This is a genomic window from Variovorax sp. VaC1, from assembly GCF_043658315.1.
In the GTDB taxonomy this organism is placed as follows: domain Bacteria; phylum Pseudomonadota; class Gammaproteobacteria; order Burkholderiales; family Burkholderiaceae_C; genus Variovorax.
This window is the reverse complement of sequence record NZ_JBIGLT010000005.1, coordinates 238,541-259,744: the sequence shown is the minus strand read 5'-3', so window position 1 is coordinate 259,744 and position 21,204 is coordinate 238,541. Positions and strand designations below refer to the sequence as shown.

At 65.5% G+C, this 21,204-nt stretch carries 24 protein-coding genes; 13 read left to right on the top strand and 11 right to left on the bottom strand.

Annotation, left to right across the window (positions count from 1 at the left end):
- Nucleotides 1-6: 6 nt before the first annotated feature.
- Together recX and ACGLHS_RS21175 are read left to right on the top strand one after the other, a co-directional pair.
- Complete coding sequence (gene recX / locus ACGLHS_RS21180) at nt 7-468, top strand: recombination regulator RecX (RefSeq protein WP_394482930.1); 462 nt, start codon at nt 7-9, stop codon at nt 466-468.
- A complete protein-coding gene (locus ACGLHS_RS21175) occupies nt 449-880 on the top strand; it encodes an SRPBCC family protein (RefSeq protein WP_394482928.1) in 432 nt (143 codons plus the stop codon). The genes recX and ACGLHS_RS21175 overlap by 20 nt, the downstream gene beginning before the upstream one ends.
- 356 nt (nt 881-1,236) lie before the next feature.
- Here ACGLHS_RS21175 and ACGLHS_RS21170 read toward each other — a convergent pair whose 3' ends face one another.
- From ACGLHS_RS21170 to ACGLHS_RS21135, 8 genes are read right to left on the bottom strand one after another with little or no spacing between them, the layout of a single operon-like run.
- Nucleotides 1,237-2,346, bottom strand: a complete 1,110-nt coding sequence (locus tag ACGLHS_RS21170; protein ID WP_394482926.1) for a mandelate racemase/muconate lactonizing enzyme family protein — start codon at nt 2,344-2,346, stop codon at nt 1,237-1,239.
- A 5-nt stretch (nt 2,347-2,351) separates the two neighbouring features.
- Nucleotides 2,352-3,173: a transporter substrate-binding domain-containing protein gene (locus ACGLHS_RS21165; RefSeq protein ID WP_394482924.1), complete on the bottom strand. Its 822-nt coding sequence runs from the start codon at nt 3,171-3,173 to the stop codon at nt 2,352-2,354.
- 37 nt (nt 3,174-3,210) lie between these two features.
- Nucleotides 3,211-3,939 carry an amino acid ABC transporter ATP-binding protein gene (locus ACGLHS_RS21160; RefSeq protein ID WP_394482922.1) on the bottom strand — a complete coding sequence of 243 codons (729 nt, stop codon included), beginning with the start codon at nt 3,937-3,939 and terminating at the stop codon, nt 3,211-3,213.
- Nucleotides 3,923-4,570 (bottom strand): amino acid ABC transporter permease, encoded by a 648-nt coding sequence (locus ACGLHS_RS21155; RefSeq protein WP_093243426.1) that lies wholly within the window; start codon nt 4,568-4,570, stop codon nt 3,923-3,925. The genes ACGLHS_RS21160 and ACGLHS_RS21155 overlap by 17 nt, the downstream gene beginning before the upstream one ends.
- Nucleotides 4,571-4,592: 22 nt before the next feature.
- Complete coding sequence (locus ACGLHS_RS21150) at nt 4,593-5,276, bottom strand: amino acid ABC transporter permease (RefSeq protein WP_093242570.1); 684 nt, start codon at nt 5,274-5,276, stop codon at nt 4,593-4,595.
- A 39-nt stretch (nt 5,277-5,315) separates the two neighbouring features.
- Nucleotides 5,316-6,560: a UxaA family hydrolase gene (locus ACGLHS_RS21145; RefSeq protein WP_394482919.1), complete on the bottom strand. Its 1,245-nt coding sequence runs from the start codon at nt 6,558-6,560 to the stop codon at nt 5,316-5,318.
- Between the two features lie 19 nt (nt 6,561-6,579).
- Complete coding sequence (locus ACGLHS_RS21140; RefSeq protein WP_394482917.1) at nt 6,580-6,906, bottom strand: UxaA family hydrolase; 327 nt, start codon at nt 6,904-6,906, stop codon at nt 6,580-6,582.
- A gap of 11 nt (nt 6,907-6,917) precedes the next feature.
- Nucleotides 6,918-7,577, bottom strand: a complete 660-nt coding sequence (locus ACGLHS_RS21135) for an RraA family protein (RefSeq protein ID WP_093242574.1) — start codon at nt 7,575-7,577, stop codon at nt 6,918-6,920.
- 222 nt (nt 7,578-7,799) lie between these two features.
- Between ACGLHS_RS21135 and ACGLHS_RS21130 the strand changes: the two genes are divergently transcribed.
- On the top strand, nt 7,800-8,573 hold the full coding sequence (locus ACGLHS_RS21130) for an SDR family oxidoreductase (RefSeq protein WP_093242576.1): 774 nt from the start codon (nt 7,800-7,802) through the stop codon (nt 8,571-8,573).
- A 67-nt stretch (nt 8,574-8,640) separates the two neighbouring features.
- The gene (locus tag ACGLHS_RS21125) at nt 8,641-9,498 is read left to right on the top strand and encodes an IclR family transcriptional regulator (protein WP_394482915.1); all 858 of its coding nucleotides are present in this window, start codon (nt 8,641-8,643) and stop codon (nt 9,496-9,498) included.
- 32 nt (nt 9,499-9,530) lie between these two features.
- Here ACGLHS_RS21125 and yiaA read toward each other — a convergent pair whose 3' ends face one another.
- Nucleotides 9,531-9,968, bottom strand: coding sequence for an inner membrane protein YiaA (gene yiaA, locus ACGLHS_RS21120; RefSeq protein ID WP_093242580.1), 438 nt, complete (start codon nt 9,966-9,968; stop codon nt 9,531-9,533).
- 112 nt (nt 9,969-10,080) lie between these two features.
- Between yiaA and ACGLHS_RS21115 the strand changes: the two genes are divergently transcribed.
- The gene (locus ACGLHS_RS21115; RefSeq protein WP_394482912.1) at nt 10,081-10,812 is read left to right on the top strand and encodes a hypothetical protein; all 732 of its coding nucleotides are present in this window, start codon (nt 10,081-10,083) and stop codon (nt 10,810-10,812) included.
- 37 nt (nt 10,813-10,849) lie between these two features.
- On the opposite strand, the gene argC is transcribed toward ACGLHS_RS21115, so the two are convergent.
- Nucleotides 10,850-11,773, bottom strand: coding sequence for an N-acetyl-gamma-glutamyl-phosphate reductase (gene argC / locus ACGLHS_RS21110; protein WP_394482910.1), 924 nt, complete (start codon nt 11,771-11,773; stop codon nt 10,850-10,852).
- Between the two features lie 206 nt (nt 11,774-11,979).
- On the opposite strand from argC, the gene sucC reads away from it, so the two are divergent.
- From sucC to ACGLHS_RS21070, 8 genes are all read left to right on the top strand, one after another.
- A complete protein-coding gene (gene sucC, locus ACGLHS_RS21105; RefSeq protein ID WP_093242586.1) occupies nt 11,980-13,146 on the top strand; it encodes an ADP-forming succinate--CoA ligase subunit beta in 1,167 nt (388 codons plus the stop codon).
- A 10-nt stretch (nt 13,147-13,156) separates the two neighbouring features.
- A complete protein-coding gene (gene sucD / locus ACGLHS_RS21100; RefSeq protein ID WP_093242588.1) occupies nt 13,157-14,050 on the top strand; it encodes a succinate--CoA ligase subunit alpha in 894 nt (297 codons plus the stop codon).
- A 119-nt stretch (nt 14,051-14,169) separates the two neighbouring features.
- Nucleotides 14,170-14,853 (top strand): TerC family protein, encoded by a 684-nt coding sequence (locus tag ACGLHS_RS21095; RefSeq protein WP_093242590.1) that lies wholly within the window; start codon nt 14,170-14,172, stop codon nt 14,851-14,853.
- Nucleotides 14,854-14,881: 28 nt separating this feature from the next.
- Complete coding sequence (locus tag ACGLHS_RS21090) at nt 14,882-15,691, top strand: Stp1/IreP family PP2C-type Ser/Thr phosphatase (RefSeq protein ID WP_093242592.1); 810 nt, start codon at nt 14,882-14,884, stop codon at nt 15,689-15,691.
- A gap of 66 nt (nt 15,692-15,757) precedes the next feature.
- The gene (locus ACGLHS_RS21085; protein WP_394482906.1) at nt 15,758-16,408 is read left to right on the top strand and encodes an FHA domain-containing protein; all 651 of its coding nucleotides are present in this window, start codon (nt 15,758-15,760) and stop codon (nt 16,406-16,408) included.
- A gap of 57 nt (nt 16,409-16,465) precedes the next feature.
- Complete coding sequence (locus tag ACGLHS_RS21080) at nt 16,466-18,718, top strand: CHASE2 domain-containing protein (protein ID WP_394483535.1); 2,253 nt, start codon at nt 16,466-16,468, stop codon at nt 18,716-18,718.
- Nucleotides 18,719-18,747: 29 nt separating this feature from the next.
- Complete coding sequence (locus ACGLHS_RS21075) at nt 18,748-19,551, top strand: 3',5'-cyclic-nucleotide phosphodiesterase (RefSeq protein ID WP_093242596.1); 804 nt, start codon at nt 18,748-18,750, stop codon at nt 19,549-19,551.
- A 204-nt stretch (nt 19,552-19,755) separates the two neighbouring features.
- Complete coding sequence (locus ACGLHS_RS21070; RefSeq protein WP_394482904.1) at nt 19,756-20,244, top strand: pilin; 489 nt, start codon at nt 19,756-19,758, stop codon at nt 20,242-20,244.
- Between the two features lie 238 nt (nt 20,245-20,482).
- On the opposite strand, the gene ACGLHS_RS21065 is transcribed toward ACGLHS_RS21070, so the two are convergent.
- Nucleotides 20,483-20,734, bottom strand: coding sequence for a hypothetical protein (locus ACGLHS_RS21065; protein ID WP_394482902.1), 252 nt, complete (start codon nt 20,732-20,734; stop codon nt 20,483-20,485).
- Nucleotides 20,735-21,204: the final 470 nt, after the last annotated feature.

Here is a 21,204-nt window from a genome sequence, read left to right as displayed (position 1 = left end):
CTTCGAATGGCTTTCGGTGCCCCTTCCCTCAAAGGCCGCGCACTGCGCCTCCTGAGCCAGCGCGAGCATTCGCGCGCGGAGCTGGAGCGCAAGCTGGCCCGGCACGAAGAAGAGCCCGGTACGCTGGCGAAGGCGCTCGACGAGCTTGCCGCCAAGGACTTCATCAGCGAGCCGCGCGTCGTGGCCTCGGTGCTCAACCAGCGCGCGGCCCGCTCGGGCGCATTGCGGGTGCGCCAGGAACTGCAGGCCAAGGGCATCGCGCCCGAGGCCATCGCCGAGGCGGTGGCCGGCTTGCAAGACACCGAGGTCGAGCGCGCCACGGCCCTGTGGCGCCGCCGCTTCGACGCACCGCCCGCCGATGCGAAGGAAAGGGCCAGGCAGATGCGGTTCCTGATGGCGCGCGGCTTTTCGGGTGCTGTCGTGTCCAAGGTTCTCCGGAGCGACTTCGATGAAGCAGCAGACGAGTGAAACGCATGGCGCGCCCTCGCGCGTCATCACGCAGCGCGTGGCTTGCGATTGGCGCCGCGCATACAAGGTTGCTGCCGATCCGGCGCGCCTGCCCGAGTGGGCCAGCGGGCTTTCCAGGAGTGCGGTGCTGCCGCAGGGCGACTACTGGATCGTGCGCACCCCCGAGAGCGGCGATGCCCGCATGCGCTTTGCGCCGCCCAACGACTTCGGCGTGCTCGACCATTGGGTCGCACCCGAAGACGTGCCCGAGGTCTACGTGCCGTTCCGTGTGATCGGCGTGGCGCCGGGCGTCTGCGAACTGCAGTTCACGCTGCTGCGCCAGCCGCATATGGACGATGCGGCCTTCGAACGCGACGCGGAATGGATCGCGCGCGATCTGCAGTCGCTGCAGCGTTTGCTCGAAGCTGGCTGACTGGGCCTTCTGATCTGTTCGCGGGCTACTCAGTGGCCGCGTGGTGTGACTGCGGTTGATTCGGGGTGCGTGCGGATGACACCGGGTACTCCCCTCCGCGAATGTCCCCCGGGGCTGCGCCCCTCCTCCTTTATTTCGCTGCGGGGAGCATCCGATGCCATTCGCACGAGGGCACGCTGCCGGTGTGCGGCCGATCAACGACTGCTCTGAACACGCTCACGCTGGCGGTGTGCTCCCCGCAGCGAAATAAAGGAGGAGCGAAGCGGGGGACATTCGCGGAGGGGAGTACGCCGTCGGCGTGGGCACCGCCCTGAACAGCAGCGCCCCAATGCCAAACAGACCGCAAGCAGGCTTTCTCAGCCGCGCACAACAAGCGGCTCGAACTTGCGCCGCGCCTTGAGCTGATCCGCATCCCACTCGATGCCCAGCCCCGGCGTCTCCGGCGCCACCGCATGGCCGTCCTCGATGCGCAGACGGCTCGTCGTCAGGTCGTCGAGCTGCGGGATGTATTCGACCCAGCGTGCATTCGGCACCGCCGCGCACAGGCTCACATGCAGCTCCATCAGGAAGTGCGGGCACATCGCGATGTTGTGGGCCTCGGCCAGGTGCGCGATCTTCAGCCACGGCGTGATGCCGCCCACGCGCGCCACGTCGGCCTGCACGATGGAGCAGGCACCCTGCTGGATGTATTCGGCGAACTGCGACGGGTGGTACATCGACTCGCCCACCGCGATCGGCACGCTGGTGCTGGCCAGCAGTTGCGCATGCCCGCGCACATGCTCGGCCGGCATCGGCTCCTCGAACCATGCAAGGTCGAGCGGCGCGTACTGGCGCGTGCGACGAATGGCCTCGGCCACGGTGAAGCTCTGGTTGGCATCGACCATCAGTTCGAAATCCGCGCCGACTGCTTCGCGCACGGCCGACAGGCGCGCGATGTCTTGTGCCACATGCGGCTTGCCGACCTTGATCTTCGCGCCGAGAAAACCATCGGCCTTGGCCGCGAGCGTCTGCTCGACCAGCTGCGCGGGCTCGATGTGCAGCCAGCCGCCTTCGGTGGTGTAGACCGGCACGCGCGACTGCGCACCGCCGGCCAGTCGCCACAACGGCAGGTTGGCCGCGCGCGCATTGCGGTCCCACAGTGCGGTGTCGATGGCGGCCAGCGCCAGGCTGGTGATGGCGCCGACCGCGGTGGCATGCGTGTGGAAGAACAGGTCGCGCCAGATCGCCTCGTACTGCTGCGGATCGCGCCCGATCAGGCGCGGCACCAGGTGGTCGTGCAGCAGCGCCACGATCGACGAGCCGCCCGTGCCGATGGTGTACGTGTAGCCCGTGCCCACCGAGCCGTCGTCGCAGCGCACCGTGACCATCACGGTCTCTTGCGTCACGAAGGACTGGATGGCGTCGGTGCGCTTGACCTTGGGCGCAATGTCGATCTGCGCGATCTCGACCTGGTCGATCTTCGCCATGATGCTCAGGCTCCGTTGCGCATCACGTCGGCGGGCAGGTCGGCGCCATGGAACTTCTTGTAGATGGTGTTGAGCTCGCCGCTCTTGAGCTGCGCCTTCACGAAGTCGTCGAGCTTGGCCTTCAGCCGGGGTTCGTTCTTGCGCAGGCCGATCGCCAGCATGTTCACCTTCATCGTGAACTTGGGCTCCATCTGCTTGGCGGGGTTCTTCTCGTTGATGGTCTTCAGCAACGGCGGCGCGGTCGCGAAGATGTCGGCCTGCCCGCTGATCACGGCCGTGATCGAGGTGGCGTCGTCGTCGAAGCGCACGATCTGCGTGCCGGCCGGCGCGACCCTGGTGAGCTCCTGGTCGTTGGTGGTGCCGCGCGTGGCGATCACCTTCTTGCCGGCCAGGTCGGCGGGCCCGCTGATCGCCATGCTCTTGGGCGCGCCGACCACCGCCAGGATGGCGGCGTAGGGAATCGAGAAGTCGACCACCTTCTCGCGCTCGGGCGTGACCGACATGCTCGAGATCACGATGTCGGCCTTGTCGGTCTGCAGGAACGGAATGCGGTTGGCGCCGGTGGTCTGCACGATCTCGAGCTCCACGCCCAGGCTCTTGGCCAGCAGGCGCGCGGTCTCGACGTCGGAGCCGGTGGCGTTGAGTTTTTCGTCCTTCAGGCCATAGGGCGGCACGGCCAGGTCGATGGCCACGCGGATCTTCTTGGCGGCCGTGATGGTGTCGAGCTGGTCGGCATGCGCCGCGCCGCCGATGAAGACGAGCGGCAGGGCCAGCGCGAGGGCGGAAATCAGTGCGCCGCGGCGCTTGGCAAAGAGAGAGCGGGTCATCGAAGGTCTCCTGGAGTTGTGAAGGTGGGCGCGGGTCTCAAAGCCCGGTGCCGAGAAAATGCTGCAGCTCGGGCGTCTGCGGGTTGCTGAGGATGCTGGCGTCGCCCTCTTCCCAGACCAGTCCCTGGTGCATGTAGATGATCTTGTCGGCCACGCCGCGCGCAAAAGCCATCTCGTGCGTGACCAGGATCATGGTCATGCCTTCGGACGCGAGCTTTTCCATCACCTTGAGCACTTCGCCGGTGAGCTGCGGGTCGAGCGCGGACGTCACTTCGTCGAACAGCATGAGCTGCGGCTTCATCGCGAGCGAGCGCGCGATGGCCACGCGCTGCTGCTGGCCGCCCGACAGTTGCTCGGGGTAGGCGTCGGCCTTCTCGGCCAGGCCCACGCGCTCGAGCACTTCCATGGCCAGCGCGTTGGCTTCGGAGGCGCGCAGCTTCTTCACCGACTGCGGCGCGAGCGTGATGTTCTGCTTGACCGTGAGGTGCGGGAACAGGTTGTAGCTCTGGAACACGATGCCCACGTCCTTGCGCAGTTCGCGCAGGTTCGGTGCCGCGTCGTGCACCGCATGGCCGCAGCACTGGATGGTGCCGCTGTCGATGGTCTCCAGCCGGTCGATGCAGCGCAGCGCCGTGCTCTTGCCCGAGCCGCTCTGGCCGATGATGGCGACCACCTGCCCGCGCGTCACCGAGAACGACACGCCCTTGAGCACATGCAGCTTGCCGAAGTGCTTGTGGACGTCGTTGAGTTCAACCACGGGCTGCATTGAGCTTCCTTTCGAGGGCGCGGCTCCACCGCGAGAGCGGGTAGCAAAGAATGAAATAGAGAACCACCGCACACCCGAAATACAGGAAGGGCTGGAAGGTCGAGTTGTTCAGCACCTTCGCGTTGTAGGACAGCTCGGCATAGCCGACCACCAGCGACGCGATCGATGTGTTCTTGATGATCTGCACCAGGAAGCCCACGGTGGGTGGCGTCGCGATGCGCAGCGCCTGCGGCAGGATCACGCGGCGCATGCGCTCCCAGCGCGTGAGCGCCAGGCATTCGGCGGCTTCCCATTGCGCGCGCGGCACTGCCTGGATGCAGCCGCGCCAGATCTCGCCGAGGAAGGCGCTCGCGTAGACCGTGATGGCCAGTGCTGCCGCGACGATCGCGGGCACCGAGCCGATGCCGGCGATGTTGGGACCGAAGAAGCACACGCCCATCAGCACCAGCAACGGTGTGCCCTGGATGACCTGGATGTAGCCCGCGGCCGCCATGCGCACCGCCTTCACTGGCGATACGCGGGCCAGCGCCACGGCGAGCCCGATCAGCCCGCCGCCGACGAAGGCGAGCGCCGAAAGCTGCACCGTGCCCCATGCACCCAACAGGAGAAAGCCGAAGTGATCGGCCGGCATGAATGTCATGGCGCGGCTCCCTTCACAGCGGCGTGCCGAGCTTGCGCCGGCGCGGAAAGATCAGCATGCCCAGCAGCCAGAAGCCCAGGCGCATGGCGTACGACAGCGCGAGGTAAACCACCCACAGCACGATGAAGATCTCGAAGTTGCGGAAGGTGTCCGACTGGATGCGGTTGGCCACGCCGAACAGCTCTTCCGCGCCGATCGACGACATGATGCTGGAGGCCAGCATCAGCAGCACGAACTGGCTGGCGAGCGCCGGGTACACGCGTTCCACGGCCGGGCGAAGGATCACGTGCCAGAACACCTGCAGCTTCGACAGGCCCAGGCACTGCGCGGCTTCGAGCTGGCCCTTGTGGATCGACTCGATGCCGGCGCGGATGATCTCGCAGCTGTACGCGCCGATGTTCACCACCAGCGCGAGCACCGCGCCCACCAATATCGGCATGGTCACGCCCGCGCTCGACAGGCCGAAGATCAGGAAGTAGCTCTGGATGAGCAGCGGCGTGTTGCGGATCGCCTCCACATAAGCGCCCGTCAGGCCGCGCAGCCAGCCGTGCCGGCTGTTGCGGCCCAGTGCGCAGACCGTGCCCAGCGCAAAGCCCAGCAGGGTGGCGATGAAAGACAACTGGATCGTCGTCCATGCGCCCTCCAGCAGCAGCGGCCACTGCGCGAGCACGGGGGCGAAATCGAACTGGTAGTTCAAGAAATCTCCTTCGGGGAATCGTTCGCAGGAGTGGCCGGCTCAGGCCGCGTGTGCCATGGGGCGCAGCGGCAGGCACGAAGGGCCCAGGGGCTCGAAGGCCTTGTAGGTCAGGATGAACTCGCGGTGGCCCAGCCCTTCGGACTTGCTGGCCGCGCCGTTGGCCACGTCGCGCACCGCATCGAAGATTTCCTGCCCCACCTCCTGCAGCGTGCCGCGCCCTTCGAGGATGCGGCCGGCGTCCACGTCCATGTCCTCGGCAAGGTGGCGGTAGGTGTCGGGGTTGGCGCAGACCTTGATGACCGGCGAGACTGCCGAGCCCACCACCGAGCCGCGTCCGGTGGTGAACAGAATGAGGTGCGCGCCGCAGGCGATCAGCTCGACGATCTCGGCGTTGTCGCTGATGTTCGGAAAGCCGAAGCGCGGCTCGCCATCGGGCACCACGTCGAGCAGGTACAGGCCACCCTGCGGCGGCACGTCGCCCGGCTTGACGATGCCGTTGATCGGCGAGGCGCCGCTCTTGGCATAGGCGCCGAGCGATTTTTCCTCGATGGTCGAGAGGCCGCCGTCGGCGTTGCCCGGCGCAAAGCTGCCGTGGCCCATGGTGCTGTAGTAGCGCGCGGCCTTGTTCACGCACTCGACGATCGCCTCGCCGAGTTCGGGCGTGGCGGCGCGGCGCTTCATGTGGAACTCGCAGCCGATCAGCTCGCCGGTTTCTTCGAAGATGCAGCGCGCGTCCTGTGCGATCAGCAGGTCGAAGGCGCGGCCCACAGCCGGGTTGGCGGTGATGCCGCTGGTGCCGTCGGAGCCGCCGCAGATGGTGCCGACGATGAGCTCGTTCATGGCCATCGGCACGCGCTCTTGCTGCGCGAGTTCGGCCAGCGCCCATTCGACCCACTCGGTGCCTTCGCGGATCGTGCTGCGGGTGCCGCCCTTCTGCTGGATCGTCAGCGTGTGCACCGGCCGGCCCGAGGCCTCGATGGCCTGTTCGAGCTTGCGCTTGTTCATGCTCTCGCAGCCCAGCGAGATCAACAGCGCCGCGCCCACGTTGGGGTGCGTGGTGATCGCTTCCATCATGCGTTCGGCGTAAGCGTTGGGGTAGCAGCCGGGGAAGCCGACGAGGTGCACCTCGACATCGCCCTGCTGCTGGCGGAAGTTCAGCGTGATCTCGCGCGCCACGTGGTGCGCGCATTCGACCAGGTAGGCCACGACCACCACGTTGCGGATGCCCTTGCGGCCGTCGGCGCGCGGGTAGCCGTGGAGTTGGAGCGGGTTCGTTGAGCGCATGGCGGGTCTTGTCGTCGCTTCAGGCATGGCCGACGAAGGTCTTGCCTTCGTCCAGCGTGTAGGTGGGTGTGTAGTCGCTGTCGAGGTTGTGCGTGTGGATGTGCGCGCCGGCCTCGACCGGAACGCGCAGGCTGCCGATGACGGCGCCGTACTTCAGCACCTTCTCGCCCGCGGCGATGGCGCGGCGCGCGAGCTTGTGGCCCAGGCCGATGTCGCGCGGCAGCGTGGCGCTGCCGCCCTCGAGCTGCACCACCGCGCCGGCGGCCAGGTGGGTGCAGGCGATCAGGCAGTTGTCTTCGGGCGACAGCAGCACGAGCCGGGCGTCGAGGGGTTGCGTGGCGCTCACCGTTCGATGCCTCAGAACTTGCGGTACTTCAGGTAGGCCTCTTGCGGGTCGGTGCCCGCGAGGATGGCGGTGCGCACGAGGTTCTCGCGGCCCATCATGTGTTCGGCCTCGGTGATGAGCGCGTCGGCTTGCGCGAGCGGGATGCAGATCACGCCGTCGGTGTCGGCCAGCAGCAGGTCGCCGGGGTTCACCGTGACGTCGCCGATGCGCACCGGCACGTCCATCGCGTCGGGCAGCCAGTAGCCGACCACGTCGCGCGGCGTGAAGTAGCGGTGCCAGACCTGGAAGCCCTGCGCGATGATGAATTCGGCATCGCGCACGCCGCCGTCGGCGATCACGCCCAGCACGCCCTTGCGTCCGAGCGTCTCGGCCGAGAGCTCGCCCATGTGCGAGACCGTCGAGTCGTTGGGCTGGATCACCGCGATGTGGCCCGGCTTGGCGCGCGACAAAAAGCCGGTCCAGGCCATCAGCGTTTCGTGCGGGTCGGCGGTGGGGTCGACGCGGCCGCTCACCGTGAAGGCCGGGCCGCAGATCTTCTTGCCGGCGATCAGCGGGCGCAGCGTGGGCGGCAGCGTGAAGTCGCGCAGGCCCGCGGCGCGCATGACGTCGTGAAGGATGCCGGTGTAGCAGGCCTGCAACCGGGGCAGCAGCAAGTCAGTCGCGGTGGTCATGTCTCTGTTTTCTTAGATAAAACTTGATTTCAGCATTTAGGCTAACAGGGCAGGCCGGTTTTGGCGCTGGGGTTTGCGCCTGTTTACGGGTAAATACCGATGAGAAAGGCGTGGTCTGGCGTCTTTCAGGCGCTCCAAATCCGGAAGCCTTGACGTACATTTGATTTCATACATGAAATAGAAATTTCATCAGTACTCAAATCAAACCAAGGACACCGCAACATGAGCAACCGCGTTCAGGGCAAGAACATCCTCGTCACCGCCGCAGGCAAGGGCATCGGCCGCGCCAGCGCACTCGCACTGGCCCGTGAAGGCGCCGCCACCGTGTGGGCCACCGACGTGGACGAAGCCGCGCTGGCCGAACTCGCCGCACTGGCGCGCGAGGAAGGGTTGGCGGGCCTCAAGACCGCATCGCTCAACGTGCGCGACAGCGCCGCGCTGCAGGCCTTCGCACAGACCGCCGGCCGGCTGGACGTGCTCTTCAACTGCGCCGGCTTCGTGCACAGCGGCAACATCCTGGCCTGCGAGGAAGCCGACTGGGACTTCAGCATGGACCTCAACGTGAAGTCGATGTATCGCACCATCCGCGCCTTCCTGCCCGCGATGCTGGAACACGGCGGCTCGATCATCAACATGGCCTCGGCCGCGTCGAGCGTGAAGGGCGTGCCCAACCGCTTTGTCTACGGTGCGTCGAAGGCGGCGGTCATCGGGCTGACCAAGGCGGTGGCGGCGGACTTCATCCAGCAAGGCATCCGCTGCAACGCGATCTGCCCGGGCACCGTCGAATCACCCTCGCTGCGCGACCGCATCGCGGCCCAGGCCGAGCAGGCCGGTGCCGACGAGGCCACGGTGCGCGCGGCGTTCGTCGCACGCCAGCCACTGGGCCGCGTCGGCCGGCCGGAAGAAATTGCCGCGCTGGTGGTGTACCTGGCGTCGGACGAATCGGCCTTCACGACCGGGACCATCCACATGATCGACGGCGGCTGGTCGAACTGAGGCACCAAGGCATAGCAGGCCGGCGCTACCCGAAGCCGGTTTGCCGTGCGTGTACGCTTGACGCGCCATGAATCCAAAGATGCCGAGCAGCCTCACAGAGCCATCGATCGAAGCCCCGTCTTCCGAGCCGGAAGACGGGCTGGACGCCGGGCCGCGCTACTCGGCGCCGGCCCTTGAAAAGGGGTTGGACATCCTGGAGGTGCTGGCCGACAGCGTCACCGGCTGCACGCTCAACGAGCTGGCGCAGAAGGTGGGCCGCAAGGTCAGCGAGATCTTCCGCATGGCGGTGACGCTGCAGCGGCGCGGCTATGTGCAGGTCGACGAGAACGACCGCTACACGCTCACGCTGCGGATGTTCGAGCTGGCGCACCGCCAGCAGCCGCTCAAGAGCCTGGTGAGCGCGGCGCTGCCGCTGCTGCGCGAGCTGGCGAATCGTTCACGCCAGTCGTGCCACCTGGCGATGTACCAGGGCGGGCGGGTGGTGGTGATTGCGCAGGTCGAGAGCCCGGAGCGCTGGTCCTTCGGGCTCAAGGTGGGCGTGATGATGGGGCTGACCGACACCTCGTCCGGCCACGTGCTGCTGGCCTTTCGCGACGAGATCGACCGCGCCCGCATGCTGGGCACGCACATCCGCGTCGAGGGCGAGCAGGACATGGACCCGGGCGAGCTTTTCGCGATCCTCAAGGACGTTCGCGAGCGTGGCCATGCGGCGATGCCGAGCCGGCAGATCCGGGGCATCACCAACATCGCCTTTCCGGTGATGGGGGTGGCCAACCACGTGATCGCGGCGATCAACGTGCCGCACCTGGAGCGCATCGACCAGAAAGCCGGCCCCGACGTGGCGCAGGTGCGGGAGATCGCCGGCAGCATCGCGGCGCGCCTGTCGGCGCTGATGGGCGCCAGCGGCTACAACGACAACGAGTAGCGCGGCTGGCGCAAAGAGGAGCTACAGGGGCTTCAGCCCGCGTCGGGAATGTCGTCGGCCGTGGGGTGTTCGTTCTTGTACGCCGCGATGTCGCGCACGTTCTTCTGCACCGCCACCGCGCCGAACAGGCTCAGCAGGAAGGCCATGCCGTAGAAGCCTTTTTCGCTGTTGGCCAGCGTGGCATTGAACAGGCCGATGGCAAGCAGCGCGACGGAGAGCAGCAGCGAGATCCAGCACAGGCCGTAGTAGATGGCGGTGACCGAGGTGCCCTCGAGCTTGTCGCGCACGGTCTTTTGCAGCGACACGGCGGCGAAGAGGCCATACATCAGGACGGTGAAGTAGTAGCCCTTTTCGTTGAGCTGCATGGTGGCGTTCCACAGCCCGATCAGGTAGACGATGGCGCCGACGAGAAGTGCGGCCCAGGATGCGGCGACGAACGCTCCGGTCGGTTTCTGGAATTTGACGGCCATGAAGTCCTCCTCGTGTTGGTAGGAGCGCGATTATGGTGTGGGCGCCGATGGCATGATCATTCGCGACCGGCCTCGCACGGGGCGGCCTTAAAAAAACCGGAGGAGCTTTTCAATGTCATCTGATCCCGTCAGCGAGCCGTCCCTCGTTCGCACAGGCGCCAAGGCCGGCCTTGCCTTTGCAGGCTCGGTCATCAAGGGCGGCCTGCTCGGGCTTGTCCTGGGCGGCGGCGCTTTCATCTTCTATGTGAGCCAGCTGCAGGGGCCGGGCAATACGGCGGCGCGTGCCGGCGGGGTCGGCGCCATCCTGGCGTTGCTCACTTCGCCGTCGCTGCTGGTGGCCGTTCTGCTGCTCTTGTTCGTGGGCGTTTACGTGGCATTGGGCGTGGCCCAAGGCCGCGCACGGGCCATGCAGCATCTGGTGGCGGCGCGCGGCGAAGCCGTGGCCCAGAAGCTGGGTGGCGCGATCGCGGGCCGCATCGAGGCCATGCCGCGCACCCACGGGACGCTGCAGCGCGCGGCCGATTGGCTGTCGGTCGACGCATTGAGCAAGCAGCTCGCGCCGGTGCTGGGCGAAGGCAAGGCGGTGCGCTCGGTGGTTGCTTTCGTGCTGAACCGGCTGCCGATGAGCGAGATGCTTACCGAGTGGCAGGAAAGCCGCGCCGCGCACAGCGAGCCGGTGGCGGGCGAAGGCGCTGTCGCGCAAGACCCGGCGCTGCGTGCGCTGCTCGCACGCCGCATCAACGAGACGCTGCAGGATCTGGCGGCGCCATCGCGCAAGCCGCTTTACATCGCGTTGGGCGCGCACGCGGCCCTGCTGGGCGTGGGCCTGTGGTTGGTGAGCTGATCGGCCGACAGGCGCTGAAGCCGGAAAGCCTGGCGCCTCAGAGCGCCAGCATCAACTTCAGGTTTTGCACCGCGGCGCCGCTGGCGCCCTTGCCGAGGTTGTCCAGGCGCGCGATCACCACGGCATGGTGGTGGTCTTCGTTCGGGAACACGCGAATCTCGAGCTGGTTGGTGTCGTTGAGCGCCAGCGCATCGAGCTTGCCGTCTTCGGTGGGCGGCAGCACCTTCACGAACTGTTCGGGCGTGTTGCTCTTGGCGTAGTGCGCGGCCAGCGCGTCCTGCAGGTCGCCGGCCTTCGGCTTGCCGGGCAGCAGGTCGAGGTGCAGCGGCAGCTGGACCAGCATGCCCTGCTTGAAATTGCCCACCGACGGAATGAAGACCGGACGGCGGGTCAGGCCGGTGTACTTCATGATTTCGGGGATGTGTTTGTGCTTGAGGCCCAGCGCGTAGGTCTCGAAAAGCGGCGCGTCGTTCTTTTCGTAGGCCTCGATCATGGTCCGGCCGCCGCCCGAATAACCGCTCACCGAGGGCAGCGAGATCGGGAAATCGACCGGCAGCAGGCCCGCGTCGATCAGCGGGCGCACCATGGCGATGGCGCCGGTGGCGTAGCAGCCGGGGTTGCCGACGCGGTCGGCCTGGGCCACGGCCTGCCAGTGGCCGGCCACCAGTTCGGGGAAACCGAACACCCAGCCGGGGGCGATGCGGTGCGCCGTGGATGCGTCGATGATCTTGGGCTTCTTGCCGGGCAGCTGGTCGATCAGCGCGACCGACTCGCGGGCCGCGTCGTCGTGCAGGCACAGCACCACGAGGTCGACGCCGGCCATCAGGTCGCGCTTGGCGTTCACGTCTTTTCGCAGCTCGGGCGCGATGCTCACGAGTTCGATCTGCGGCATCGTCTGGAGCCGTTCGCGAATCTGCAGGCCGGTGGTGCCGGCCTCGCCGTCGATGAAAACCTTGGCCATGATGGAGTGTGCCCCGGGGTAGCTAGAAGAAAGTACGTATTGCCCGCAACCCTACGTACAGTATTGGTGCGGCGCACCATGATACAGTCCGCGGTTGTTCGCCGCCCCCAGCCGTCAGGCTGCCGTCGCCCGCGAACAACAGAGCACAAACACTCTCACCCCCAAATCTCCCGTTCTCAACCTCCTCCTTCCGAGAGACATCCCTCATGAAGATTCACGAGTACCAAGGCAAGGAAATCCTTGCCAAGTTCGGCGTGCCGGTGCCGCGCGGCATCCCGGCCTATACGGTCCAGGAGGCGGTCGAGGCCGCCCAGAAACTTGGAGGCCCGGTCTGGGTCGTCAAGGCCCAGATCCACGCGGGTGGCCGCGGCAAGGGCGGCGGCGTCAAGGTCGCCAAGTCGATCGAAGACGTCAAGAAGCTGGCTGGCGAGATCCTCGGCATGCAGCTCAAGACCCACCAGACCGGCCCCGAAGGCCAGAAGGTGCGCCGCCTCTACATCGAAGATGGCGCCGACATCAACAAGGAATACTACGTTTCGGCCGTGACCGACCGCGCGACCCAGAAGGTCGCGTTCATCGCTTCGAGCGAAGGCGGCATGGACATCGAGGAAGTGGCCCACTCCTCGCCCGAGAAGATCATCACCGTGTTCGCAGACCCGCAAAAGGGCCTGACCGACGAACAGGCCAAGCAGATCGCCGACGGCATCGGCATGCCGGCCGATTCGACCGCGCAAACGGTCGACATCCTGAAGAAGCTCTACACCTGCTACATGGAGACGGACGCCTCGCTGGTCGAGATCAACCCGCTCAACCGTGACAGCAAGGGCAACGTCATGGCGCTGGACGCCAAGTTCAACTTCGACAGCAACGCGCTGTTCCGCCACCCCGAAATCGTGGCCCTGCGCGACCTCGACGAAGAAGACGCGGCCGAAGTCGAAGCCTCGAAGTTCGACCTGGCCTACATCTCGCTGGACGGCAACATCGGCTGCCTGGTGAACGGCGCCGGCCTGGCCATGGCCACCATGGACACCATCAAGCTGTTCGGCGGCGAGCCGGCCAACTTCCTGGACGTGGGCGGCGGTGCCACCCCCGAGAAGGTCACGGAAGCCTTCAAGATCATGCTGAAGAACAAGAACGTGGAAGCCATCCTCGTGAACATCTTCGGCGGCATCATGAAGTGCGACACCATCGCCACCGGCGTGATCGCGGCCTGCAAGGCCGTGAACCTGCAGGTGCCGCTGGTCGTTCGCATGAAGGGCACCAACGAAGTCGAAGGCAAGAAGCTGCTGGCCGATTCGGGCCTGCCGATCATCAGCGCCGACACCATGGCGGACGCGGCCCAGAAGGTCGTGGCAGCAGTCAAGAAGGCCTAAGGAACAAGTCATGTCGATCTACATCAACAAAGACACCAAAGTCATCACGCAAGGCATCACCGGCAAGACCGGTCAGTTCCACACCGAGAAGTGCCAGGAATACGCGAACGGCAAGAACGCCTTCGTGGCCGGCGTGAACCCGAAGAAGGCCGGCGAGTCGATCTTCAACATCCCGATCTTCGGCTCGGTCAAGGAAGCCGCTTCGCAGACCGGCGCCACCGTGTCGGTGATCTACGTGCCGCCGGCAGGCGCCGCGGCCGCCATCTGGGAAGCTGTCGAAGCCGATCTGGACCTGGCGATCTGCATCACCGAAGGCATTCCGGTTCGCGACATGCTCGAAGTGCGCAACAAGATGAAGGCCAAGGAAGCGGCTGGCGGCAAGAAGACCCTGCTGCTGGGCCCGAACTGCCCCGGCCTGATCACGCCCGACGAAATCAAGATCGGCATCATGCCCGGCCACATCCACCGCAAGGGCCGCATCGGCGTGGTCTCGCGCTCGGGCACGCTGACGTACGAAGCCGTGGCTCAACTGACGGAAATCGGCCTGGGCCAATCGTCGGCAGTCGGCATCGGCGGCGACCCGATCAACGGCCTGAAGCACATCGACGTGATGAAGGCCTTCAATGACGATCCCGAAACCGACGCCGTGATCATGATCGGCGAAATCGGCGGCCCCGACGAAGCTGACGCAGCCCGCTGGTGCAAGGACAACATGAAGAAGCCGGTCGTCGGCTTCATCGCCGGTGTCACCGCCCCTCCCGGCAAGCGCATGGGCCACGCCGGCGCGCTGATCTCGGGCGGTGCCGACACCGCCGAAGCCAAGCTCGCCATCATGGAAGAGTGCGGCTTCACCGTGACGCGCAACTTCTCGGAACTGGCCAAGCTGCTCAAGGCCAAGCTGTAAGAGACGGCTCCACGACACCGGCCGCAGAGCCGGGTCATGAGAGGACCACGCAGAAATAAAAAAGCGCCCGCACTGGATTGCGGGCGCTTTTTTCAATAAAACACAGTGGGATCAGAGACATGGAACTCCTTCAAAGCACAGACTTCTGGATCGGTCTTCTCAAGATCGTCTGGATCAACATCATCCTGTCGGGCGACAACGCCGTGGTCATTGCCATGGCCGCGCGCTCGCTGCCACCCGCGCAACAGAAAAAAGCCGTGCTCTTCGGCTCGGGCGCGGCCGTGGTGCTGCGCATCGTGCTCACGGTGGTGGCGGCCAAGCTGCTGGCGCTGCCTTACCTGCAGATCATCGGCGGCCTGCTGCTGCTGTGGATCGGCCTGCAGCTGCTGAGCGAAGACGATGATGGCGAAGGAGAAAGCAAGGAATACGGCAGCATGATGGCGGCCGTGCGCACCATCCTGCTGGCCGACCTCGTGATGAGCCTGGACAACGTGATCGCCGTCGCGGCCGCCGCGCAGGGCAGCATGGTGCTGCTGGTGCTGGGCCTGGCGATCAGCATTCCGCTGGTGATCTTCGGCAGCACGCTCATGATCAAGCTCATGGAACGCTTCCCGATCATCGTCATGCTGGGTGCCGCGCTGATCGGCTGGGTCGGCGGCGAGACCATCGTGAGCGACGTCGCGCTGCGCGACACGCTGGCGGCCAACCCCTGGTTGCACTACGCGGCGGCTGCCGCGGGTGCGGTGTTCGTCGTGGCCGCTGGCCGCCTGATGCAACGGCGCGCGCACGCCGCTGCACACTGAGTTTTAGCGAAGTCGGCGCTGGCAAACCATGGCGAGTGTCGGCGTCTCCCTCTTCTCGACCCGTCCCCCGCTGACCTGGGAGTTCGCCGCGCTGACCGACGTCGGCCGGCTGCGCGCCCACAACGAAGATGCGGTGCACGTCGATGCCGCGCTCGGGCTGGCGTTGCTGGCCGACGGCATGGGCGGCTACAAGGGCGGCGAGGTGGCGAGCGCCATGGCCGTCTCGCTGCTGCACGCCAGCTTCGGCCGCTGGTTTGCCCAGGCCGGGATGCAGGCACCGGCCCGCGTGGTCCGGCGGGCGCTGCAGGCCGCCACGGATGAAGCCAACGGATCGATCCTGCATGCCGGCACCACCAACCCGGAGCTGCAGGGCATGGGAACGACGCTGGTGCTGGCCGCGTTCCGCCCGCAACGCGTGGTCGTCGGGCACATCGGCGATTCGCGCTGCTATCGCCTGCGCAACAACAAGCTGGAACTGCTCACGCGCGACCATTCATTGCGCCAGCAACAGCTCGACGCCGGTGCGATCACCGCCGAGGAAGCCCTCAATTCGCCAACCCGCAACCTGGTGACGCGGGCCGTTGGCGTGGAGCCCCAAGTCTTGCTGGAGATGCACGAGCACAGCGCAAGACCCGGCGACCTCTATATGCTTTGCTCCGACGGGTTGAGCGAGATGGTTTCGGATGGGCAGCTTTTCACGCTTTTAGAACACGATGTCGGGCTTCAGAAAAAAGCTTCACTTTTGGTTGCAATTGCAAACGACAATGGCGGCCGGGACAACATTTCGGTTGTTCTGGCAAGAGCGGGCGTTGCCGAAGTGCCCCGGGCGGCCAGGTAACAGGCCCCGACGGCTGCACGCCGTCCCGCTTGCCGTCGTTAAAGCTTTGCATTCGGGGAGTCGGCAATGCCGAAGATGATCATTTCGGTCGATGGCGTTGTCATCGGGCAAGTGGCACTCGCCAAGGACCGCACGACGCTGGGACGGCGTGCCTACAACGACATCGTGATCGACAATCTGGCGGTCAGCGGCGAACACGCCGTGCTGCACATGAGCGGTGGCGAAGTCGAAATTGAAGATCTCAACAGCACCAACGGCACCTACGTCAATGCGCTCGCCATCCAGAAGCAGGCGCTCAAGGACAACGATGTCATCGAGGTCGGGGGCTGCCGCATCCATTTCCGCGCGCGCAGCAACCTGGCGATGGGGCCGGGTTCGGTCCGCACGGCGTCCGGCGAATTCTCCGCATCCATGCCGCTCTCGTCCGCGCCCACGGAATCGGGCGCGCTGGTCGAGCTTGGCATCCCGGTGCTGCGCGTGCTGTCCGGCGCGAACGAGGGGCAGGACGTCCCGTTGCAAAAAGTGGTCACCACCATCGGCAAGCCCGGCGTCGCCGTGGCCGTGGTCACGCGCCGCCGGCAAGGCTATGTGGCGGCCAGCGTCGTGGGTGGCGTCACGCTCAATGGCGTGCTGCTGGGCACCGACGCCGTCTCCCTGCAGGAGCTCGACGTGCTCGAGCTCGGCGACAAGACGCGCATGCAGTTCGTGCGGGTCTGAGCGTCTCCTTTTTCCTGATCGCAACGGCGACCTTCGTCGCCCGGGTGGCGCGCCATGATGAGCGCGCTGCGGCGGCATTGGCCGCGCATTGCCATCACGTTGCTGCCAGTGCTATTGGCGCTGGCGCATGCCACCGACCTGTGGCCGCAAAGCGCATTCGAGCGCCTTGACCGACTGATCTACGACATCCGGCTGCGTGCCACCATGCCGGGCACGCTCGACACGCGCGTCGTGATCGTCGACGTGGACGACGTCAGTCTGTCGCGCGAAGGCCAATGGCCCTGGCCGCGCGACAAGCTCGCCCGCCTGACTACGGAACTCCTGGCGCGCCAGCAGGTGGCGGTGCTCGGCTTCGACGTCATGTTCCTCGAGGCCGACCGAAGCGCCGGCCTCGACAGGCTGCGCCAGATCGCCGCCGGGCCGCTGCGCAACATGCCGGGCCTTGCTTCCGAGATCGAGCGCCTCGCGCCCACGCTGGACCACGACGCCACCTTTGCCGAGGCCCTGCACGGCCAGCGGGTTGCGCTCGGCTACTACTTCACGCGAACAACGAGCCCCAGTGCCAAGGGGCAGCTGCCCGCTGCACCGCTCCTGTCTCCCGACGCCTTTCCCGCGGGCGAGGTCTACGGCACGAGCTGGAACGGCTTCGGCGCCAGCCTGCCGGAATTGGCAAAGGCCGCGCCTGCCGCAGGCTTCCTGAACACGCTGGTCGGCGTCGATGGCGACGGCGTCATTCGCAGCGTGCCGCTGATCGCGCGCTACGAAGGCGGGCAGGCGCAGCCCGGCTATTACGAGTCGCTGGCGCTTGCGGTCTACCGGTTGGCGAACGGCTCGCCGCCGGTGCGCCCGGCCTTCGCATCTGGTGGAGGGGCGTTGCGGCTCGAATCGCTGCGGCTCGGCCCCCTGCGCATTCCGGTCGATCAGTCGGCCAGCATGCAGGTGCCATTTCGCGGACCGGGCGGTGCGGGCGCGGGGTCGTTCCGTTATGTCGCGGCCGCGGACGTGCTCGAAGGCCGCCTCGCGCCGGGCGAGCTGAAAGACAAGATCGTGCTCGTGGGCGCCACGGCACCCGGCCTGCAGGACCTGCGCGCCACGCCTGTGGGCGCGGCGTTTCCGGGGGTCGAGGTGCACGCCAACATCGTGTCGGGCCTGCTCGACCACCGCCTGCTCGCGGTGCCCGACTACGCGCCCGGCTACGAGGTGCTGACCATCCTGGTCGCGGGCCTCGTGCTGGCGTTCGGGCTGTCGCTGCTGTCGGCATCGCGCGCCGTGTTGCTCGCGGCAGGCACGGGCGCCGCGCTGATCGGCATCAACGTCTGGCTCTATGTGGGCGAGAGCCTCGTGCTGCCGCTGGCCTCGGCGCTCGCCACGACGGCGCTCGCCTTCGTGCTCAACATGAGCTGGGGCTATTTCGTCGAGTCGCGCGCGCGGCGCGGTCTGGTTCGGCTCTTCGGCACCTACGTGCCGCCGCAACTCGTCAACGAAATGCTCGTGCACCCCGACCGCTACAGCATGCGCGCCGAGAGCAAGCCGATGACCGTGATGTTCTGCGATATGCGCGACTTCACCCGCCTGTCGGAGCAGATGGCACCGGCCGAGCTGCAAGCTTTTCTGAATACCGTTTTCAGCCGGCTCACCGACGTGATCAGTGCGCACCGCGGCACCGTCGACAAATACATGGGCGATTGCGTCATGGCCTTCTGGGGCGCACCGATCGACACGCCCGATCACGCGGCGCTTGCCGTGCGTGCGGCGCTCGACATGGCCGATGCCTTGCGCGACATCAACAGCATGCACCGCGCCAGCGGGCGGCCGGAGATCAGCGTGGGCATCGGCATCAACAGCGGCGTGATGAGCGTCGGCGACATGGGCTCGACCGCACGCCGCAGCTATACCGTCGTCGGTGATGCGGTGAACCTCGCGTCGCGCCTCGAGGGTCTGAGCGGGCACTACGGCGTCGAGATCGTGACCAGCGGCGCGACCCGCGAGTCGGCGCCCGACTTCATCTGGCAGGAACTCGACAGCGTGCGCGTCAAGGGAAAAGCGCAGATCGTTTCTGTTTTTACGCCTCTGGGCATACGCACGGCTGGTGCGGTGCAGCAGACGCAACAGCAGCTCGAACACTGGGCCGGCGTGCTCGCGGCCTACCGCCGGCAGGACTGGGCGGTGGGCCGAAACTTGCTGGCTCCCCTGCTCGCTGCCGATGCCAAAAAAGTCCTTTACCAGCTCTACGCCCAGCGATTAGCCTCGATGGCGTTGCGCCCGCAAGACCCGAACTGGGACGGCGCAACCCGGTTCGAAACCAAATGACGACAGACACATACAAGGGGTCTCTCACAATGCAGGTTCGTGTGCTGGGTTGCTCGGGCGCCATCGCCAAAGACTGCCGCACCACCTCGTTTCTGGTCGACACGGATCTGCTCGTGGATGCGGGCACCGGTGTCGGAGACCTCACGCTCGACGAAATGGCCAGCATCGACGACGTCGTGCTGACCCACAGCCATCTCGACCACATCGCCGCGCTGCCCTTGATGCTCGATGCCGTGGGGAGCCGCCGCACGCAGCCGCTCCGTGTGCATGCGCTGCGCGCCACCATCGAAGCGCTGCGCGCGCACGTGTTCAACAACGTCATCTGGCCCGACTTCGAGAGCATTCCGAGCCCTGAAGCGCCCTTCGTGAGCTTTCACGACATTGCCGTGGGGCAGATGCTGCAGCTGGGCAGCAGTGCGCCCAAGCTCATCGAAGTGCTGCCGGCCGTGCACACCGTGCCGGCCTGCGGTTTCGCGGTGCGAAGGGCTTCAGGCGGGGCGCATTGGGTCTTCAGCGGCGACACCGAGCGCAACGCGCCGTTCTGGGATCGCGTCAATGCAATCGAGGTGGCTATGCTCGTGATCGAGACCGCCTTCAGCAGCCGCGAGCAGGCACTGGCCGAGCGCAGCCTGCACCTGTCGCCCGCGGTGCTGGCGGACGAGCTGACGCACATCGATCCGGGGAAGCAATACCCGATCTACATCACCCATACCAAGCCGGCGGAAACCGACGAAATCATGAGCCAGATCGGCGCGCTGGCCGACCATCAGGTGGCGGGTTTGGCGCAGCGGGATATACGCTGGCTGAAGGCGGATGGGATTCTGACTTTTTGACGGCTCGCGATGCGATGGCATGACAAATTTGTCACTGCTTGTAGCATCTTGACGCAAATTGTGTCACTTGGTGTAACGCCAAGGTGGACAAAGGTGACGGGTTTGGGCGGTGTTGGCCCCAGGGAGTGGGTGGCACGGATGCTGCGGAAGGTACTGCGCTCCGGGCTGGTTCCCGGGCTCTACAAACCAACCTGGAGTTAATGAATGAACCGTCGTTCTATCGCACGCAATGTGCAAAAGGGTTTCACCCTTATCGAATTGATGATCGTTGTGGCGATCATTGGTATTTTGGCTGCTGTGGCTCTGCCGGCGTATCAAGACTACACGGCGAAGGCTCAGTTGACCGAAGCAACGACGCTTGCCGACGGTGTGAAGAAGAACATCGAATTGAGCTTCCCGCAGGACAACACCTGTCCCGACAACTCTGGCGGTGTGGTTGGTGATATCGGCCAAGACACCAGCATTGCTGGCAAGTACGTCCTCAAGACGACCGCAGGTGGAGCTGCAACTGCAACTGGCGGCTGCACCGTTGTCGTGACCTTCAATGCCACTGGAGTCAACCCGAAACTTGTCAGCAAGACTGTTACCTACAAGCTGCTCTATGCCGTCAATTCGTCTAAGTGGACCTGCGAATCCACTGTCGACGTCTCGATTCGTCCCAAGACTTGTGGTGCTGCTGGCTCCCCGATCTAAATCGCGTCTTCAGCGAACTATTGAGGCCGCCTTTGCAGAGGCTGTGTAAATAGTCTGCCTGTCGCCAAGTTCGAGATGCCCCGTGATAGCGGGGCATTTTTCATTTGGGCGCGCGAAGGACTGCGCGAAGGGCTTCAACCCCGAAGTGCCTGCAGCATCCAGGTTGTGCCTTTCATGTTGAAAGCCCGTTTCAAGTTGTAGACCATCACTGCCAGGCTGAGCTCCGCGCGTGCTCCGCTCATGTAGCAATCGAGCGTTGCTTAGGATCAGATGCTTGATGCTGCGAAGGGGGCCCACGCCGCTTGACACCTGAGTGCCAAGGCTGCGCGGCCAGCCTGCTTGCATTGGCCTGCAACACCTCTTTGGAAATTAAGGGGCAGAATTCTGATTTAAGCTTGTCCATCGGTTTTTCATCCTGGATGTTTTTCATCGAAGGTAACACATGGCCTGAAATGAATTCGTGCTTCAGGTAAGGCAGCGAGCAAACCATGCTGTTTGCGCTCTCGTTTGCTTTTTCTTTCTCTGCTGGCTTTTTGTGACAACTTCAGTTGTCTTGGCCGTGCAGGGCTGCGTACATGAACACCCCTTATGGCAGCCTCTCAATTAGAGACAACGCGAAGGTGAAGATTGCTCGCGAGCGAGTATCGGGACTGCGAGTGCCGCCTTGACCTGCCTCGTTTCCGTGTGCATCACGTCATGCAGCCAAGTGGATGCTCTCCTATGCTCATGCGCAAGGAAGCCGTTGGCCGTATGCAGGGCTGTGCGACCGGCCCCGCGCAAGGAACCTCCCCGAAAACAAGCTGGCGCAGTTGAATTCGCGGCTGCGGTGCAGCCATGGCGACAGCAATAGGTGGCGAGAAGCATCGGAAGCACGTGCTCTAGATCGCGGCCGATCTGCCGCGGGAAGCCGAGATGCTGTCTCATGAGCGTGCGTGCGAGCAGGGCTTGAAGCTGCGCGGG

What these genes read in the sequence shown, in the direction of transcription:
- ACGLHS_RS21125 (WP_394482915.1), top strand. Translation starts at nt 8,641, where the DNA reads ATGAATCCAAAGATGCCGAGCAGCCTCACAGAGCCATCGATCGAAGCC.
- ACGLHS_RS21075 (WP_093242596.1), top strand. Translation starts at nt 18,748, where the DNA reads ATGCAGGTTCGTGTGCTGGGTTGCTCGGGCGCCATCGCCAAAGACTGC.
- ACGLHS_RS21155 (WP_093243426.1), bottom strand. Translation starts at nt 4,570, where the DNA reads ATGCCGGCCGATCACTTCGGCTTTCTCCTGTTGGGTGCATGGGGCACG.
- sucC (WP_093242586.1), top strand. Translation starts at nt 11,980, where the DNA reads ATGAAGATTCACGAGTACCAAGGCAAGGAAATCCTTGCCAAGTTCGGC.
- argC (WP_394482910.1), bottom strand. Translation starts at nt 11,773, where the DNA reads ATGGCCAAGGTTTTCATCGACGGCGAGGCCGGCACCACCGGCCTGCAG.
- ACGLHS_RS21095 (WP_093242590.1), top strand. Translation starts at nt 14,170, where the DNA reads ATGGAACTCCTTCAAAGCACAGACTTCTGGATCGGTCTTCTCAAGATC.
- sucD (WP_093242588.1), top strand. Translation starts at nt 13,157, where the DNA reads ATGTCGATCTACATCAACAAAGACACCAAAGTCATCACGCAAGGCATC.
- ACGLHS_RS21170 (WP_394482926.1), bottom strand. Translation starts at nt 2,346, where the DNA reads ATGGCGAAGATCGACCAGGTCGAGATCGCGCAGATCGACATTGCGCCC.
- ACGLHS_RS21135 (WP_093242574.1), bottom strand. Translation starts at nt 7,577, where the DNA reads ATGACCACCGCGACTGACTTGCTGCTGCCCCGGTTGCAGGCCTGCTAC.
- yiaA (WP_093242580.1), bottom strand. Translation starts at nt 9,968, where the DNA reads ATGGCCGTCAAATTCCAGAAACCGACCGGAGCGTTCGTCGCCGCATCC.
- ACGLHS_RS21115 (WP_394482912.1), top strand. Translation starts at nt 10,081, where the DNA reads ATGTCATCTGATCCCGTCAGCGAGCCGTCCCTCGTTCGCACAGGCGCC.
- ACGLHS_RS21080 (WP_394483535.1), top strand. Translation starts at nt 16,466, where the DNA reads ATGAGCGCGCTGCGGCGGCATTGGCCGCGCATTGCCATCACGTTGCTG.
- ACGLHS_RS21130 (WP_093242576.1), top strand. Translation starts at nt 7,800, where the DNA reads ATGAGCAACCGCGTTCAGGGCAAGAACATCCTCGTCACCGCCGCAGGC.
- ACGLHS_RS21160 (WP_394482922.1), bottom strand. Translation starts at nt 3,939, where the DNA reads ATGCAGCCCGTGGTTGAACTCAACGACGTCCACAAGCACTTCGGCAAG.
- ACGLHS_RS21070 (WP_394482904.1), top strand. Translation starts at nt 19,756, where the DNA reads ATGAACCGTCGTTCTATCGCACGCAATGTGCAAAAGGGTTTCACCCTT.
- ACGLHS_RS21165 (WP_394482924.1), bottom strand. Translation starts at nt 3,173, where the DNA reads ATGACCCGCTCTCTCTTTGCCAAGCGCCGCGGCGCACTGATTTCCGCC.
- recX (WP_394482930.1), top strand. Translation starts at nt 7, where the DNA reads ATGGCTTTCGGTGCCCCTTCCCTCAAAGGCCGCGCACTGCGCCTCCTG.
- ACGLHS_RS21065 (WP_394482902.1), bottom strand. Translation starts at nt 20,734, where the DNA reads ATGGTTTGCTCGCTGCCTTACCTGAAGCACGAATTCATTTCAGGCCAT.
- ACGLHS_RS21090 (WP_093242592.1), top strand. Translation starts at nt 14,882, where the DNA reads ATGGCGAGTGTCGGCGTCTCCCTCTTCTCGACCCGTCCCCCGCTGACC.
- ACGLHS_RS21085 (WP_394482906.1), top strand. Translation starts at nt 15,758, where the DNA reads ATGCCGAAGATGATCATTTCGGTCGATGGCGTTGTCATCGGGCAAGTG.
- ACGLHS_RS21175 (WP_394482928.1), top strand. Translation starts at nt 449, where the DNA reads ATGAAGCAGCAGACGAGTGAAACGCATGGCGCGCCCTCGCGCGTCATC.
- ACGLHS_RS21145 (WP_394482919.1), bottom strand. Translation starts at nt 6,560, where the DNA reads ATGCGCTCAACGAACCCGCTCCAACTCCACGGCTACCCGCGCGCCGAC.